Annotated in this window: 17 protein-coding genes; 6 read left to right on the top strand and 11 right to left on the bottom strand. The window is 72.8% G+C overall.

The annotated features are described in order from the left end of the window. The first annotated feature begins 188 nt into the window (after positions 1-188). Entirely contained in the window at positions 189-488 is a 300-nt protein-coding gene (locus tag PSED_RS03565) for a hypothetical protein (RefSeq protein ID WP_013672897.1), read from the top strand. Positions 489-695: 207 nt separating this feature from the next. Further along, positions 696-1,016, top strand: a complete 321-nt coding sequence (locus PSED_RS03560; RefSeq protein WP_013672896.1) for a hypothetical protein — start codon at positions 696-698, stop codon at positions 1,014-1,016. Here PSED_RS03560 and PSED_RS03555 read toward each other — a convergent pair. Continuing rightward, complete coding sequence (locus PSED_RS03555; protein WP_013672895.1) at positions 1,003-1,542, bottom strand: DUF1707 SHOCT-like domain-containing protein; 540 nt, start codon at positions 1,540-1,542, stop codon at positions 1,003-1,005. The genes PSED_RS03560 and PSED_RS03555 overlap by 14 nt on opposite strands. A 49-nt stretch (positions 1,543-1,591) precedes the next feature. Continuing rightward, positions 1,592-2,884, bottom strand: a complete 1,293-nt coding sequence (locus tag PSED_RS35450) for a M23 family metallopeptidase (RefSeq protein WP_013672894.1) — start codon at positions 2,882-2,884, stop codon at positions 1,592-1,594. 205 nt (positions 2,885-3,089) lie between these two features. Between PSED_RS35450 and PSED_RS03545 the strand changes: the two genes are divergently transcribed. Beyond that, a complete protein-coding gene (locus PSED_RS03545) occupies positions 3,090-4,307 on the top strand; it encodes an MFS transporter (RefSeq protein ID WP_013672893.1) in 1,218 nt (405 codons plus the stop codon). A 143-nt stretch (positions 4,308-4,450) separates the two neighbouring features. On the opposite strand, the gene PSED_RS03540 is transcribed toward PSED_RS03545, so the two are convergent. From PSED_RS03540 to PSED_RS03505, 8 genes are all read right to left on the bottom strand, one after another. Continuing rightward, the gene (locus tag PSED_RS03540; RefSeq protein WP_013672892.1) at positions 4,451-5,590 is read right to left on the bottom strand and encodes a 3-isopropylmalate dehydrogenase; all 1,140 of its coding nucleotides are present in this window, start codon (positions 5,588-5,590) and stop codon (positions 4,451-4,453) included. Between the two features lie 24 nt (positions 5,591-5,614). Continuing rightward, positions 5,615-6,622: an asparaginase gene (locus PSED_RS03535; RefSeq protein ID WP_013672891.1), complete on the bottom strand. Its 1,008-nt coding sequence runs from the start codon at positions 6,620-6,622 to the stop codon at positions 5,615-5,617. After that, on the bottom strand, positions 6,622-8,058 hold the full coding sequence (locus tag PSED_RS03530) for an amidohydrolase family protein (protein WP_013672890.1): 1,437 nt from the start codon (positions 8,056-8,058) through the stop codon (positions 6,622-6,624). Before PSED_RS03530 ends, PSED_RS03535 begins: the two co-directional genes overlap by 1 nt. An 86-nt stretch (positions 8,059-8,144) precedes the next feature. Next, positions 8,145-9,656 carry a sugar ABC transporter ATP-binding protein gene (locus tag PSED_RS03525; protein ID WP_013672889.1) on the bottom strand — a complete coding sequence of 504 codons (1,512 nt, stop codon included), beginning with the start codon at positions 9,654-9,656 and terminating at the stop codon, positions 8,145-8,147. Continuing rightward, positions 9,653-10,435 (bottom strand): FadR/GntR family transcriptional regulator, encoded by a 783-nt coding sequence (locus tag PSED_RS03520; protein ID WP_013672888.1) that lies wholly within the window; start codon positions 10,433-10,435, stop codon positions 9,653-9,655. The genes PSED_RS03525 and PSED_RS03520 overlap by 4 nt, the downstream gene beginning before the upstream one ends. Before the next feature lie 25 nt (positions 10,436-10,460). Next, positions 10,461-11,639 (bottom strand): sugar ABC transporter substrate-binding protein, encoded by a 1,179-nt coding sequence (locus PSED_RS03515; protein ID WP_013672887.1) that lies wholly within the window; start codon positions 11,637-11,639, stop codon positions 10,461-10,463. Between the two features lie 73 nt (positions 11,640-11,712). After that, positions 11,713-12,732 carry an ABC transporter permease gene (locus PSED_RS03510; protein WP_013672886.1) on the bottom strand — a complete coding sequence of 340 codons (1,020 nt, stop codon included), beginning with the start codon at positions 12,730-12,732 and terminating at the stop codon, positions 11,713-11,715. A gap of 189 nt (positions 12,733-12,921) precedes the next feature. After that, positions 12,922-13,467 carry a carbonic anhydrase gene (locus tag PSED_RS03505; RefSeq protein ID WP_013672885.1) on the bottom strand — a complete coding sequence of 182 codons (546 nt, stop codon included), beginning with the start codon at positions 13,465-13,467 and terminating at the stop codon, positions 12,922-12,924. Positions 13,468-13,577: 110 nt separating this feature from the next. Here PSED_RS03505 and PSED_RS03500 point away from each other — a divergent pair, with 110 nt between their 5' ends. Continuing rightward, the gene (locus tag PSED_RS03500) at positions 13,578-14,018 is read left to right on the top strand and encodes a winged helix-turn-helix transcriptional regulator (RefSeq protein ID WP_013672884.1); all 441 of its coding nucleotides are present in this window, start codon (positions 13,578-13,580) and stop codon (positions 14,016-14,018) included. Between the two features lie 43 nt (positions 14,019-14,061). Here PSED_RS03500 and PSED_RS03495 read toward each other — a convergent pair whose 3' ends face one another. Further along, on the bottom strand, positions 14,062-14,913 hold the full coding sequence (locus PSED_RS03495) for a PrsW family intramembrane metalloprotease (protein WP_013672883.1): 852 nt from the start codon (positions 14,911-14,913) through the stop codon (positions 14,062-14,064). Between the two features lie 247 nt (positions 14,914-15,160). Between PSED_RS03495 and PSED_RS03490 the strand changes: the two genes are divergently transcribed. Both PSED_RS03490 and PSED_RS03485 read left to right on the top strand, forming a co-directional pair. Continuing rightward, positions 15,161-15,340: a zinc transporter Slc39a7 gene (locus PSED_RS03490; protein WP_013672882.1), complete on the top strand. Its 180-nt coding sequence runs from the start codon at positions 15,161-15,163 to the stop codon at positions 15,338-15,340. Between the two features lie 137 nt (positions 15,341-15,477). After that, positions 15,478-16,008, top strand: a complete 531-nt coding sequence (locus tag PSED_RS03485) for a DinB family protein (protein WP_041760395.1) — start codon at positions 15,478-15,480, stop codon at positions 16,006-16,008.

The following is a 16,008-nucleotide window of genomic DNA, read 5'->3' as shown; positions in this document are numbered from 1 at the left end:
CCCGGGGGCCAGATGATCCACGAGGACTTCCACCATCTATTGGCGGACGAGGGCTGAGGGGGCCGAGCGGGGGACACGGGCGTCGCCCCGCGCACCCACCGGCCGACTGACGGTGCCGGGGCGGATTCGGGACGAACCTCGAGGCATCGGGGAAACAGCCCCGGGCCACACGGATCGGAGACCGGATCATGGACGCGCCCTTCACCCCCACCAACCCCTTCGCCCCCGTCGAGCGCTCGCCCCGCGAAGCGGAGACCCTGCGCCACAACGCCGTGCGCGCCGTCGCGCTGGTGTTCGGAGCCGGTATCGCGATCGCGTTCGCGTCGAGCGCCCACACCGCGGTCGACGTCTCGCTGCTGATGCTCGGCGCGCTGCTCCTGCTCGTCGGCACCGTCACCTACGGCCACGTGACGGGGAGCCGCCGGCTGCGACTCGCCCAGTTCCGGCCCGCGGCCCCGATGGCGGGGACGCTGCCCAGCGAGCGCTGACCCACCCGACAGGGGATCGCCACCCGATCCGCCCCGCCTCGCCCGGCCCGTGGCCGGGCTCGCGGCGTGTCCGGGGCGTCCCCCGATCGACCGACACCGGTCTCGTCCCCCGCACCCTCCACCGGGCCGACCGCGCCGACGCCCGCTCCGGACCACGCTCGAGGCATCGGGAACGACGCCTCACCAGCACGGATCGGAGACCGGACCATGAACACCACCATCGCCACCGCCGCCCCCGCGGCCGAGCCCGAGCAGCCCTCGGCGCCGCGTCGCCACCCGGGCGTCCGCCTCGCGGCTCTGCTCGTCGGTGCCGGCGTCGTGCTGCTCGTCGCCGGCTGGCTGCACGTCGCGGTCATCGTGGGCCTGCTGATGCTCGCCGGGGTCGTCTGGGTCCTCGACAGCACCGTGCACGACCACCGGACGGGGCGGCGCCCGCTCGACGAGGCGGGGCTGCCGACGGCCGGGCCGTTCTCCGGCTCCGCCCGCCGAGGCCCTGCTCCCCCGCCGAGGACCGTCAGCGGATCCTGATGTCGCCCACGTACATCCGGCCGGTGACGACGATGTGCGGGTCCCCGCGCCGCCCGGACGCGCCCGTCCTGTCCTTCACGTGGCCCACGTGGGTGCGGACGCCGTCGAGATCGACCGACCCACCGGGCGGCAGTCGCAGGTCGACGTCACCGACCCACATGTCCACGGCGACCGTGACCGACGGCTCCATGAAGCGGGCGTGGCGGAAGTCGAGCCCGGCGTCGCCGAACCGCGACCGCAGCACGATCCGTGGCGGGACCAGCCAGTCGCCGGAGCGCTTCAGGTCGCCCCTGCCGCTGGTCCACTCCAGGACCTCGCGCGCCCGCACCGCGTCGACCCCGGGCAGGTCGATCAGCAACCCGTTGAGGTCGGCGCGCGTCACCGCGACCGCCGCCGCGGCGCTGCGGGTCTCGTACTCGTCCGGGGTGAGCCGCCCGGCCTCGAAGTGGGCCGTGAGCAGGCGGGCTACGTGCTCGCGCTCGGCGTGGGACACCCGCAGATCACGCCGCGCCACGCCGTCCCCCACGGCCCCACCGTAGCGGCGGACCGACGGAGGATCACGGGGCAGGGGCGGCTCAGCAGAATGTGACGACGTTGCGGTCCAGGGGCATCTGTCCGCTCCGCCGGCTCGTGTCCGTCGCCGCCGCGTACGGCAGCACCGGGTCGGGCTGCAGGCCGAGGACGTCGTCCCAGATGCGTTCGGTGACCTGGCCGTTCACCGCGAAGCAGTCGAAGGCGAACGGGGTGCTGTCGGTCGGGAAGAACGTCGGCTCGGTCATGATCTGGAAGTGCAGGTGCGGGGCCGTGGAGTTCCCGGAGCTGCCGATGTGGCCGAGGACGTCGCCGCGCTTGACCGTCTGGCCGGTCTTCACCGCGACGGTGTTCGGCTTGAAGTGCGCGTAGAGCAGGTAGACCCCGGGCGCGATCATGACGGTGACGTGGTTGCCGACGGTGTCCTTGATCGGCGGCAGCGGCGGCGGCTCGGGTGCCGAGGTGGTCTCGGCGATGCCGTCGGTCGCGTCGACGACGACACCGTCGGCAGCCGCGAGCGCGGGCTTGTCGTAGGCGTAGTAGCTGGTCAGCTTGCTGGGATCGCCGGTCCAGGCGCGGTGCTGGTCGTCGAGCAGGTACCAGTCGATCGCGTAGCGCTGCGGGACGAGCAGCGTCCCGTTGATCGGCGCGAGGCCGCGGCGGTGATGGGTGTCGTCGGCGCAGCAGCCGTCGCTGGCGTACCAGGGGCCACCGGCCATGACCGGGCCGAGGACGGGCGCCTTCGCGGTGGAGACGTCGACGCGGCCGACGGTCGACTCCAGGGGCCGGTCGCCGCCGGGGGTCGTCATCGTGGCGGCGACGCGGTGGGTGAGCGCGGCTGGCGGGGCGCCGTCGACGGTGACGTCGAGCCACACGACCGTGGTGGCCGAGCCCGGGATCGGCGTCCCGACCGTGGTGGGTTCGGCCGTCCCCTCGTCGCCGGTGTCGCCACCGACCAGGTTGCTCGAGGCGGCGAGCGCCGGGCCGCTCAACGAGAGCAGCACGTTCCGGGAGCCGGCGTCGAGGACGTCGACCTCGTCGAGCCGCAGCGGAGCCGGGCTGGCGTTGGTGAGCAGCAGCTCGTAGGCGAGGTGGGTCTTCCCGTCGGTGCCGGTGACGGGCGCCGGCGTGGTCAGAGTCGTCGCGGAGACCGGGGTGAACGCGGTCGCGGGGTCGATGCCGCCCTGCGGGACCGCCGGCTGCGCGGTCGGCTGCGCGGTCGGCTGCGAGCTCGTCGACGACGCTGCCGGAGCGGCGGGGGTTCCGACGCACGCCGTGACGACGAGCGGCGCGACGAGGACCAGGACAAGGCTGCGACCAAGGCGACGTGCGGGCATCAATGCCTCCAGATGGTCTCCCCGGCCCGGCGCGAGCGTACGACGTGAACTACTGCATTCGGAATAGTCGTTCGTCCGATCGGAGTTGCCCACATCCGAGTTGCCCCTGGACGGATCCGTCCGCCGGCACCGCCTGTGCCGCAGCCCACGACGCGACATCGACGCCGGCAGCGCAGGATCGGACGGTGACGTCGAGCGCCGCCGCGTGAGCGGCATCCAGGTCCGGTCGGACGCGCCCGCGGTGATGACCCGCGGGCTGACGTTCCTCTTCGCCGTCGCGGGCGGTGCGGCCGTCGGCAACCTCTACTGGGCCCAGCCCCTGCTGGACTTCATCGCCGACGACCTGCACGCCCCCACCGCCGTCGCGGGCTGGCTGGTCACGGCGACCCAGGTCGGGTATGCGATCGGGATCCTGCTCATCGTGCCGCTCGGCGACGTCGTCGACCGACGGCGGCTGATCCCGTTGATGATGCTGTGCGCCACGGCCGCGCTCGTGGCGTGCGCGCTGGCGCCGTCGATCGGCTTCCTGCTGGGCGCGATCGCCGTGCTCGGTGTCACGACCGTCGCCGGGCAGATCCTCGCGCCGCTCGCGGGCGACCTGGCCGACGTCGCCGTGCGCGGGCGGGTCGTCGGGACCGTCGTGTCCGGGATGCTGACGGGGATCCTGTTGTCGCGCACGATCAGCGGTCTCGTCGCGGGGTTCGCGGGATGGCGGGCGATCTTCGCTGCGGCGGCGGCGCTGACCGTCGTCCTCGCGGTGCTGCTGTACCGGGCGGTGCCCCCGCTGGAGCCCAAGACGCGGCTGCGCTACCCGGCGCTGATCGCGTCTGTCGGCCGCGCCCTCGCGCACGAGCGGGTGCTGCGCTGGACGCTGGTCATCGCCGCGACCGGGTTCGGCGTGTTCTCGATGTTCTGGACGGCGCTGACCTTCCTGCTCAGCGGCCCGCCGTTCCACCTGCCCGTGACGGTGATCGGGCTGGTCGGCCTCGCCGGACTGGCAGGCGCGCTCGCGGCGCAACGAGCGGGGCGGCTGCACGACCGCGGCTGGTCACTGCCGGCCAGCGGTGTCGCCTGGGCGCTCGCGGTGGTGACGTTCGTGGTCGCGGCCTTCGCCGGGCACTCGCTGGTGCTGGTGCTGGTCGTCGTCGTCCTGCTGGACATCGCGATCCAGGCCCAGAACATCCTCAACCAGACGCGCGTGTTCGCGATCTCGCACGAGGCGCGCAGCCGGCTCAACACCGCACTCGTGGCCGGCAACTTCGTCGGCGGGGCGATCGGCTCGGCAGCGGCGACGGTGCTGTGGTCGGCCGGCGGGTGGACGGCGATCTCGGTGGCGGGGGCGGTGGCCAGCGCGTTCGCACTCGCGGTGTGGGCGGTCGGACGACGGGGGCCGCTGGTCGCCGCGTCGGGCAGCGCGGTCTGACCCCGGTCGGCTCTTCCGTGAGTGGCGATGGTCGCCATGGCGACCGTCGCCACTCACGACCGGCGTCCGCAGCCTTTCCCGTCGAGGACCTGCAGCCCCGGGCAACAGGGGCGGCGGTCCCGGCGTCGCACGGACCGCGCTGCTCAGCCGCGGTCGGGCACCGGCGCGATGGCGGCCATGGCGCTCATCAGCGACGTCGCGGGGTCGCCGATGGTCGCCGGGTCGGCCGTCGCCACGCGCGCGGCGATCCGCTCCCCGATCTCCGCCGTCGACGCGCCCATCGCCGCCCCCGACAGCGCGGGCAGCTCCGCGACGACGGACGCCGCCGCGGCCTCGCAGGCCAGCGCCGCGTCGCGCTCACCGAGCGCGGCGAGGCAGAGCGCGCCCGACAGCACGGCCGCGGCCGGGTTCGCCCAGCCCTTGCCCGCGATGTCGGGCGCGGAACCGTGGACGGGCTCGAACATGCTGGGGGCCGACCCGGTCGGGTTGAGGTTGGCGCTCGCCGCGAGCCCCAGTCCGCCCTGCACCGTCGCGCCGAGGTCGCTGATGATGTCGCCGAACAGGTTGTCGGTGACGACGACGTCGAACCGCTCGGGGCTCAGCGGCAGGTGCTGGCACATCGCGTCGACGTGGACGTAGTCGCGCGTCACGTCGGGGTACTCGGCGCCGACCTCCTCGACGACCTCGTCCCACAGCCGTCCCGCGTAGGTGAGGACGTTGGACTTGTGGCACAACGCCAGCCGTCCCCGGCGGGCCGCGGCGAGCCGGAACGCCACCTCCACGATCGAGCGGGTGGCCGACGCCGTGGTCACCGACTGCTGCAACGCGAGGGCGTTCGCCGTCCCCTCGTGGACGAGAGCGCCGCCGCCGGCGTAGAGGCCCTCGGTGTTCTCGCGCAGGATCACCATGTCGCAGCGTTGGGGCGTGATGCCACGCACCGGGCTCTGCACCCCCGGGTACAGCCGGACGGGCCGCACGTTGACCGACTGGGCCAGCGCGACCCGCAGCGCGAGCACGACGCCGCGCTCCAGGATCCCGGGAGCCACGCTCGGGTCCCCGATGGCGCCGAGGAGGATCGCGTCGTGGCCGCGCAACTGCTCCACGGCGGAGTCGTCGAGTGCCACCCCGGTGCGGTGGTAGCTCGCCGCGCCGAGGTCGAAGTCGGTGGTGGACAGGGTGAAACCGAACCGGTCGGCCGCGGCGCGCATGGCCGCGAGGGCCGCCGCGGTGACGTCCGGTCCGATCCCGTCGCCACCGATGACGGCGAGGTTGTGCGTGCGCATGCGGAGTGTCCTCCTGGGAAGGGCCTACGGGAGTGCGGAGAACCGGCGGAACGCGGCACGGACCCGTTCGGGCGGCTCGCCCGCGGCCGCCAGCAGGGTCAGCAGCACGCGCGCCTTGGGCGCGTCGAGACAACCGGCGCTGATGACTCCGCGACGGGCCAGCTCGGTCTCGGATCCGGAGAACCCGCTGTAGGTGGCGCGCAACGGTTCCCCGGCGTTGGCCCGCGACGCGAGCACGACCGGCACGGAGTCGAGCAGCTGCGCGAACGCCGGGTGCTCCGCGAAGGCGGCGGGCACGTGACCGCCCCCGAAGCCGGCGACGACGAGCCCGGCGAACCCGCCCGACGCGACGGCAGGCAGCAGGGCACCGTCGTCGCCCATGAAGGTGGTCAGCAGCGCGACGGCCGCGGACACCGGGAGGACCGGCGGGTCGACGCGCGGGGTCCGCGAGACCCGCAGCGGGATCACCGGGACACCCTCCGCGAGGTAGCCGAGCGGCCCGACCGTCGGCGACACGAACGCGGCGACGTTGCCGGAGTTGCCCTTGCGCGCGTACCGCGCGGCGTGGACCTGGTCGTTCAGCACGACGAGCGCACCGAGCCCCCGGGCAGCGGCCGACGCCGCGGTCGCGACGGCCGCCGTCAGGTTCGCCGGGCCGTCGGCGCCGGGCTTGCTCGCGTTGCGGATCGCGCCCGTCACCACGAGCGGCACGTCGGAGTCCCACAGCAGGTCGACAGTGAACGCGACCTCCTCGAGGGTGTCCGTCCCCGACGTGACGACGACGCCGTCGAGCCGCTCGTCGCGGACGAACGCGACCAGCTCGTCGTGGAGCCGGACGGTGTCGTCGACCGTGATGTCGGGTGACGCCTTGGTCATGACGGTGCGCGCCTGCGGGTCGGCGATGTCGCGCAGCCAGGGCGCGGCGTCGAGCAGGTCGGCGGCGCCGAGCCGGGGCGTGGCCGTCCCACCGCCGTCCGCGGTGGCGGCGATGGTGCCGCCGCAGGCGGCGATCCCGATGCGGGGCAGCCCCATCACGCGTACCGGGGGCCGGTGGTGATCGCGTCGGCGATCCTCCGCGGAACGACGCGCCCACCGACCGGGTCGCCGACGAATGCACCGTCGCGCGCGACGACCTTGCCGCGCAACAGGGTCAGCTGCGGCCACGCACTGACCGTCCAGCCCTCCCAGGGCGTGTAGTCGGACTCGTGCAGGTCGGTGTGGGTGATGGTGCGTTCGACGCCGGTGCGCAGGCCGAGGATGTCGGCGTCGGACCCGACGGCCAGCAGGCCCTTGCGCGGGTAGAGGCCGTGGATCTTCGCGGCGTTGGCCGAGGTGGCCTCGACGTACTGCTGCAACGTCATGCCGCGCTTGGTGACCATCTCGGTGTAGAGCAGGGCCATCCGCGGCTCGAGGCCGGTGTTGCCGCCGACGACGTCGTCCACCCGACGGCCCTGCGTCTTCACGGCGTAGGTCGTGGCCTGCGCGTCGGTGGCGAAGCAGGACAGCACGCCCTCGCCGATCCCCGACCAGAGCCGTTCGGTGTCCTCGTGGTCCTTGAGCGACGGGTAGGTGTGGTACTTCATGCCGTCGGGCTCGCGGTAGTCGTGGTAGGTGTGCAGCGCGTACTGGTGCAGGGTCTCGCCGAACACCGGGCGGCCCTCGGCGCGCGCCTCGGCCATGGCGTCGACGCCCGTCTTCGCGCTGACGTGGGCGAAGTAGATCGGCGCGTCACCGACCTTGTGCGCCAACCGGATCGCCCGCCGGAACGACAGGTCCTCGGACAGCGAGTTGTGGACCTCGTGCAGGTTCGTGTACTCCATGCGGTCGTCCGCGAGGAGCTTGCGGTACATGTGCTGGACGATGTCGTCGTCCTCTGAGTGGATCATCGTGATGCCGCCGTTCGCGGCGGTGGTCTCCAGGACCTCCTGCAGCGACCCGAAGTCGACCATCAGCGGGATGCCGCCGATCGGGGCGCTCGGGAAGACGTTCGTGGTGAAGACCTTGAAGCTCGGGAAGCCGGCCTCGATCGCGCCCGGCATCTGGGCCAGCAGCTCACGGCCGACCTCGCCGCGCAGCACCACGTGGAACGAGAAGTCGATCGGGCTGACCTCCTCCCAGCGCCGGGAGAAGCGCTCGATCCCGTCGGGGATCGCCTCGCCGGGGTTCAGCCACACGAAGTCGATCAACGTCGTCGTGCCGCCGATGAGCGCCGCGGAGCCGACGACGTCCGGCCCGAACGAGACCGCCGGCTCGTGGCCCTCGTGCTCGATCGCGAGGTCGCAGTGCACGTGCGGGTCGATGCCGCCGGGGACGAGCGTCAGCCCGGAGACGTCGACGCTCTCGCGGGCCTCAGGGAGGCCGCCGGGTGAGGTGAGCATCGAGATGCGGCCGTCGGCGATGCCGACGTCGAGCGCGGAGGTCTCGGTCGGTCCGACGACGAGGCCGCCGGTGAGCGCGAGGTCGAGCATGGTCACTCCTTCTCGTACGGGGCCGAGCCTCGTATCGGGTCGAGTCGGTCGTGAGTGGCGATGGTCGCTCCAGCGACCATCGGCACTCACAGGGGTGTTTCGGACAGGGTCGCGTCGACGATCGCGTGCTTCTCCACGCGTGCACCGCGGAGCTCGCCGAACAGCGCGCCGTCCTTGACGATCAGCACGCGGTCGCAGAGCTCGGCCAGCTCCTCGGGCGACTCGCCCGCGGCGACGACGGCCGCGCCCCGGTCGGCGGCGTCGCGCAGCTGGCGGTAGATGTCGAAGCGGCCGCCGACGTCGACGCCCTGCGTGGGTTCGTGCAGCAGGATCAGGTCGGGGTCGCCGGCCAGCCACTTGGCGAGGACCGTCTTCTGCTGGTTGCCGCCGCTGAGGGTGTTCATCTCGCGGTCGACGCCGCCGTGCAGGACCCCGAACCCGTCGACGAGCTCGCGCACCCAGGCACGCTCGGCGCCTTCGCGCAGCAGGCCGCCCCTGAAGAACCGCTGCATCCGTGGCAACGCCACGTTCTCCCGGATGCTGACCTCGCCGATCACGCCGAGGCGGGCCCGGTCGGCGGGGATCAGCACGATCCCCGCCGCGATCGCCGCGCGCGGGTCGAGCCCGGCGACGTCGACCCGCCGGCCACCGAGGGCCACGGTTCCCGAGCCGGGCCGCGCGCCGGCCAGTACGTAGGGCAGCTCGTCGAAGCCCGATCCGGCCAGCCCGGTGACGCCGAGGATCTCCCCGCGCGCCACCGTGAACGAGATGCCGCGCAGGACGGCACCACCGATGTCGTCGAAGGTCGCGGCGACCTCACCGGTCACGTGGTGCGTGTCGGGGGCGGCCGCGGCGAGCTCGTGGCCGACGATCAACGCGACGATCCGGCGCTCGTCGAGGGCGCCGGTCGGTTCCGTCGCGACGAGCCGGCCGCCACGCAGCACCGAGATGGTGTCGGTGAGCGTGAGGACCTCGTCGATGCGGTGCGAGACGAACAGCACCGCGTCGCCGCCCGCCACGAACCCGCGGACCGCGTCGAACAGCCGCTGCACCTGGTCGCGCGGGAGGTAGACGGTCGGCTCGTCGAGCACGAGCAGCCGCCCGCCGGGTGGTCCCTCCACCGAGGCGAGGGCCCGCACGATCGCCACGATCGCCTGTTCGACGGGCGGCAGCTCGCGCACCGGGGTGTCGAGCCGGACCGAGACACCGAAGCGGGCCAGTTCCTCGCGGGCCTTGCGGGCCTCGTGGGCCCACCGGATCTGCCCGATCCGGCCGGTGTCGAACGCGACGACGGCGATGTTCTCCAGGACGCTGAGGTCCTGGGCGAGCCCGAGCCCCTGGTGGACGAACGCCAGCCCGCTCGCCCGCGCCGCCGTCGGACTCACCGGCAGCGCGAGCTCCGCACCGTTCGACGTGACCGTCCCGGACTCCGGGGTGTTCACGCCCGCGAGGGTCTTGATCAGCGTCGACTTCCCGGAGCCGTTGTGCCCCAGTAGCCCGTGCACCTCCCCGCCGTGCAGCGTCAACGAGACGCCGTCGAGCGCGGTGGTCGGGCCGAACCGCACGGTCAGGTCGGCGACCTGCAGGACGACGGTCATTCCGCGGCCTCCGGCGGGTCCAGGAAGAACGACCGCAGCCGGGCGACCTCGTCGTCGGTGAAGAACACCGAGTAGTGGGCCAGGATCGTGCGGTGGTTCATCAGGGTCGCGGCGTGCTGGCGGCCCGCCTCGATGTGGCGGACCAGCGTCTCGTGGCTCTCGATCGCCTTGGTCATGTAGTCCGACCTCCGCACCGGCGTGTCCATGTTGGTCGCGAGGTAGTTGCGCGCGGCGTTGCGCACGACGTCGTTCTGCACGGCCAGGAAGTTGCTGCCCGCCACCCGCGACACCCCCTCGTGGAACGCGGTGTCGGCCTTGAGGAAGTGCTGCATCCCGCGGGCCGCCCCGTCCTTGAGGTCCTGCACGAGCGACCAGAGCTGCGCGACGCCGTCCGGGTCGACCCCGGACCGCGTCGCGGCCAGCCCGGCGAGGCTGCCCTCCGTCACCATCCGGAAGAAGATCAGCTCGTAGAGCGTGACCTGCCCGACGTTGAGCAGCGCCTCCATCGGCCGGTGCAGCAGCTCGGTGGAGAACGCCACCACCTCCGGGCCCCGCCGGTCACCGGGCCGGGACCGGACCATCCCGTTGCTCTGCAGGACGCGCAGCGCCTCGCGCACGGTGGAGCGCCCGACCCCGAACTGCCGCATCAGCTCGCGTTCCGACGGCAGCCGGTCGCCCGGTCGGATCGCGCCGGAGCGGATCGCCTCGTCGAACTGGGCGACGATCGCCTCGTATGCTCTCACCGGCTTGACCTGGCTGAAGGGGCCCGGGTCGCTCATGCGCGTTCCTGTCCGTGTGGGGGTGCTACTCGCCGACACCCCACAGCTTCTTGTATCCGCTCTCGTAGTCGACGCCGTACCAGGTCGACTCGGGCGCGGAGAGGTCGATCCGGCCGATGTTCTGGGCCGTGAACATGCGCAGCCCGACCTTCTCGTCCTCGAGCGGCGGGTTGCCGCCGACGATGCGGATGAACTGGTCGGCGAGCGCCCAGCCCTCCCACGCCTGCGGGGAGCCGACGTCGGCGGCGACGGTGTCGCCGTCCTTGAGGTTCTGCATGATCGACTTCGTGGCGTTGAAGCTGACGAGCTTGACGTCCTTCTTGCCGGAGGTCTTGATCGCGGGGACGGCGAAGGTGGCCATGCCGTCGTAGACCGGGACGACGTACTTGATGTCCGGGTGGCTGCCCAGCGTCGAGTTGACCTGCGTCGTGATCTTCGTCTGCCAGTCGGCGACGGGCACGTCGTCGACGGTCAGCGAGCAGTTCGGACAGGCCGCCTTCAGCGTGTCCTGGAAACCGCCGACGATCGCCTTCGAGTTGCTCACGTCCGAGGCCGAGATGAACTCGACGCCGACCGCCGCACCCTTCGCGTCCGAGACGATGAAGTTCGCCATCGCGGCGCCGGCATCCGTGTAGGGGTAGGTGACCTGCGCGGCGACGTTCTTGGGCAGCTGCGCGCCCGGGTCGCCGTACTGCACGACGACCACCTTGATGCCGGCGTCGGCCGCGGCCTGGATCGGGCCGGCGACGAGGTTCGGGTCGATCGCGTACAGGGCGATGACGTCGGCCTTGTCGGCGATCGCGGCCTGGATGCCGCGGGTGTACTCGGTGACCGAGCCCTTGCCGTCGTACGTCTTGACGGTGGCGCCGACCAGCCCGAGCGCCTGGGTCGTGGCCGCGTCACTGACCTGGACGAGCGGGATCGACGACGAGATGTCGATGATCCACAGCTTCTTGCCCGCGGCACCGGCCGGATCGACCTTGTCGGCATCGGTGAGGCCGAACGTCGGCGGCGCGCTGAGCGCCGTCGTCGCATCCGTCGCCTTCTGCACCGCGGCCGGGTCGGCCGCCGCGGACGAGCCGTTGCTCGACCCGCCCTGCCCCCCGCACGCGGCGAGCACGGTCAGCGCGGCGGCGGTGGCGAGCGCCCCGAACGCCCTCGTGGCGGTGCGGCCACGCCGCGGCGGTCTCTGGATCTGCTTCATCGCTGCTCCTCACCCGGGACGCGGGACTGCGGGGACGTGCTCCGACGGACCGGCGCGGCGCCGGCGTCGGGGATCATGTGCGGCGCCTGGCGAGCAGGCTCAGTGCGACGGCGGCCAGCAGGATCGCGCCGTAGAAGACGTCCTGGACCCACGACGGCGCGCCCAGCAGCTGCATCCCGGTCACGCCGGTGATCAGGAAGTAGACGGCGATGACGGTCCCCCAGACGTTGAGCCGTCCAGGGGTGACCGCGGTGGCACCGAGGAAGATCGCCGCGAACGCGGGGAGCAGGTAGGGAGCGCCGATCGTCGGGCCGGAGGCACCGAGCGACGCGGCGAGCACGACGCCGGCGAACGCACTGACGACACCCGAGACGACCAGCGCCGTCACCCGGACCCGGGACACGCGGATGCCCGAGAGGCGGGCGACGTCCCGGTTCGACCCGACGAAGAAGAGGTACCGCCCGCCGGGTGTCCACCGCAGGACGTACCAGGCGACCAGGGCCATGCCGATCGCGACGTAGAACGGGGTCGGGATCGCGAACACCGAGCGCTGGCCCGCGGCGACGAACCCCGGGTCCAGCCCGGAGATCGTCGAGTTGGAGATCGCATAGGTGACGCCCCCGAGCAGGGTCGCCATCCCGAGCGTGGCGATCAACGACGGCACACCCGCGGCGACGATGAAGAACGCGTTGAGCAGCCCGACGACCAGGCCGACCACGAGCGCCACGAGGACCGCCACCCAGATCGGCAGGCCGAGCACGGCGTTGAAGTACCCGACGATCGTCAGGGAGAGACCGAGCATCGACCCGACCGACAGGTCCCACTCGCCCGCGATGACCGGGAACATCAGGCCCAGCGCCAGGATCAGCAGAACCGCCTGGGAACCGAAGATGTTCCCGATGTTCTGCGCGACGAGGAACCGGCCCGGGGCGAGCAACGTGAAGGCGATGATCAGGGCCACCCACACGAGGACGAGGCCGTACCGCGTCCCGATCTCACGGGCGCCGCGCAGGGCCACCGGCGCCGCACCGGCACCTCCGGTGTCCGCCGCCGGCCGCTCCGTCGTCGCGTGCGCCGCCCCACCGTCGTCCACAGGCCACTCCCGCCGTGCGATCTCGACAATGTCCACTGGTCTGACCAGTGGCCTACTATGTCGGGGTCTGCGCGGCGCCGTCACCGGCCATTCGGGTGTTTGATCCCCCGTGGCCGTCCGTCGTCGTCGAGGGTTCCGGCAGTCGGCGGCCGCCCCGGTGACCGGGCGAGCAGGATGGACGGCGAGCCATCAGCCGACCGGGACCGCCGCGGCGGGAACGACGACCTCGACCCTCCCGGTCACCACGTCGTAGACCAGTCCCGACACCAGGTGGCCGGGCCGCCGGATCGACTGCCGGGCGATCTCGACGTCGGCCCGGACCGAGGTGAACGGATCGCCGAGGGCCGACGCGTCGACCCCGTCGAGCGGGGTCTCGAAGTAGGCCGCCACCGCGTCGTCGTGCGGGTCGAGCAGGGACAGACCGCAGTGGGTGTGGTGCAGGATCACCAGGTTGAACGGTCCGCCCGGTCCGCTCGCCATGTTCGCCCTGGCGCCGACCCGGTCGAGGACCGCCATGTCGCGCAGCGCCGCCGGGGTCAGGCGCCCGCCCGCGTTGCGGATCACGACGGCCTCGCCGCGTTCGAGGCCGAGTACGCGTTCGGGATCGACGCGGGGGTCGACGCAGCCGACGACCATCAGCCGCCCCCGCGGCGCCATCGTCGGTGCGGGGCCGGCGGCGAACTCCCCGGCGGCGAAGTCGGCGTTGCGTTCGACCAGATCGGCGATGTCGGTCATGACGTCTCCAGGTGTGGTGGATGTCCAGTCGGTCCAGTTTCTGGACTGACCCGTGCCGGTACGGTAGCAGCGTGAGTCCAGATTCGATACCGACTCCGCGGGACTGCACCATGTCCGACGCGCTGGAGATCCTCGGCGACCGCTACTCGCTGCCGATCCTGCGCGAGCTGATGTACGGCTTCCACCGGTTCACCGACCTCGCCGCGCTCACCGGGGCGCCGCGCACGCTGCTCACCGGTCGGCTGCGCAGGCTGGAGGAGGCCGGCGCGATCACGCGGACGCAGTACTCGCAGCACCCGCCCCGCTTCGAGTACCACCTGACGGCCGCCGGGGCCGATCTGCTGCCGGTCATCCTCACCCTCAAGGAGTGGGGCGAGCGGCACACCGGCGATCACGAGGCCAAGACCGTGTTCGTGCACCGCTGCGGGGCGGCGCTGCATCCCGTCGTGACCTGCGGCGCGTGCCGTGAGGACGTCCGGCCCGGCGAGTTCGTCGTCGAGGACGGGCCCGGCGGTGGGCACCCTTCGGCGACCGACGGCACCGACCACTGAGGAGACGGCGACGGCGCTGCGCGCCCCGGGCCGTCCGGCCGGTTCAGGCGTCCGGTCGGACGCGCGGCGCCGGCGTCGGTGCCTGGGCGCGGGCCCGGACGTCGACGGCCGTGCGGTGCACCGTCCAGCCGAGCGCGACCAGGCTGACCACGGCGACCACGGCCGTCCAGACCAGGGAGGGCGCACTGTCCCATGCGGTGTGCAGGGCGACGGCCAGGACGAACGCGCCCACGGACATCCAGGTCCGACGGGCCGCCCACCCCGACTCGGCGGCCGCGTACAACGCCGTGGCCGTGATGCCCGTCCAGGCCATGTGCGCTGCCGGGCTCATGATCCCGCGCAGCAGCAGGACGTCGACGGTCGCCGTGACGCTGCCGTGCGACTGCACGAGCGTCGTGAAGGCGTAGCCCATCGTCTCCAGCGCGGCGAACCCGGCGCCCGCCGCGACACCGATCAGCAGGCCGTCGGCACGCGTCCGGTAGCCGGCCGCGAAGATCAGCACGAGGACCGGGACGAGCAGCTTGCTGGTCTCCTCGATCAGCCCGACCCCGGCCATCGGGACGAACCCGAAGGACCGCTGGACGTCGTACTCCAGGAGCCCGGCGACGACGGTGCCGACGACGCCACCGACGAGGGCGGAGATCCCGATCGTGGCGGCGTCGACGTCGTAGGGCAGGCGGCGGCCGTAGACGAACGCGATGAACGACGCCGGCACGATCGCCGCGCCGAGCAGGAGGGCCGACGGGACGAAGTTCGGGTTCCCGGTGGCGACGAGCGTCCGCTCGACCACGACGAACAACACGACGCCCGCCGCGAGGACGACGACCCACCCGTGCCGGCGGGCGAGCGAACCAGATGCTCCCGGACGGGTGTCCCCGCCGGCGGAGACGGACATCGGGGGTTCCTCCTCGGATCGGCACCGTGAACCGACGATCACACCAAAACGGTCCGATCCTGCTCCACACGGCACCGCCGGCAACACCCGGCCGTGCGCACCGGAATGGCCGCCCAGGCCTCTCACCTGCAGCTTCACTGCAACAGGAATGTTCTGGAGACAACGGCCGAGCCGTTCCCCCGGCGCCCGCGGGCCCCTACCGTCGACGCCACGAACCAGTCCGGCCCCCATCGACGAAGGGCGAACGATGAGCGCGACGCACTCCCACGAGCACACCCACGGCGACGCCAGCCACACCCACGAGCACGGCGCGCACGACCACCGGCACGTCGAGCACACCCACTCCCACACCCACGACGGCGAGACCCACGAGCACACCCACGTGCACGACGCCGCCGCAGAGCAGGTCCACGAGCACGCCCACTGAGCCGTGGGCGGGCCGGGCGGGCCGGGCGGTCCTCCCTCGTGAGTGGCGACCATCGCCGCTCGGACTGGTCGGGCGACCCTCGCCGCTCGCGGTGGTCCGGGCGACCGCGTCCGTCGTCGCTCGGTCACGATGAGGTGGTGACCTGGACCTCGCCCGCCCCCGCCGACGCACCTGCCGCGCCGATCACCGACGGCCCGATCACCGGCGCCGAACGGCCGATCCTGGAAGGCCTGCTGGCGCGGCAGCGCGCGTCGCTGCTCAACGTGTGCGCCGGGCTGACGGCCGAGCAGCTGGCCGAGCGCGCGCTGCCGCCGTCGACGCTGTCGCTGCTCGGTCTGGTCCGGCACCTGGCCAAGGTCGAGCGGGTGTGGCTGCGGCAGCGGCTGGCGGGCGAGGACGTCCCTGCCCTCCACGGCGGCCCCGGGGACCCGGGCGACTTCGCCGACGCGCAGCCCGCGTCCGCCGAACGCGACCTCGCGACACTCGTCGCGGAGTGGCCGCGGGCCGACGCCGCGCTGGCCCGTGTCCCGATCGACCACGAGATCGACTTCCGCGGGAGGGCGATGTCGGCGCGGGCGGTGCTGCTGCACCTGGTCACCGAGTACGCCCGCCACCTCGGGCACGCCGACCTCCTACGGGAGGCGATCGACGGCGTCACCGGCCGCTGA

Source organism: Pseudonocardia benzenivorans CB1190 (assembly GCF_000196675.2).
Taxonomy (GTDB): domain Bacteria; phylum Actinomycetota; class Actinomycetes; order Mycobacteriales; family Pseudonocardiaceae; genus Pseudonocardia; species Pseudonocardia benzenivorans.
This window is presented reverse-complemented; position numbering and strand designations above follow the sequence as displayed.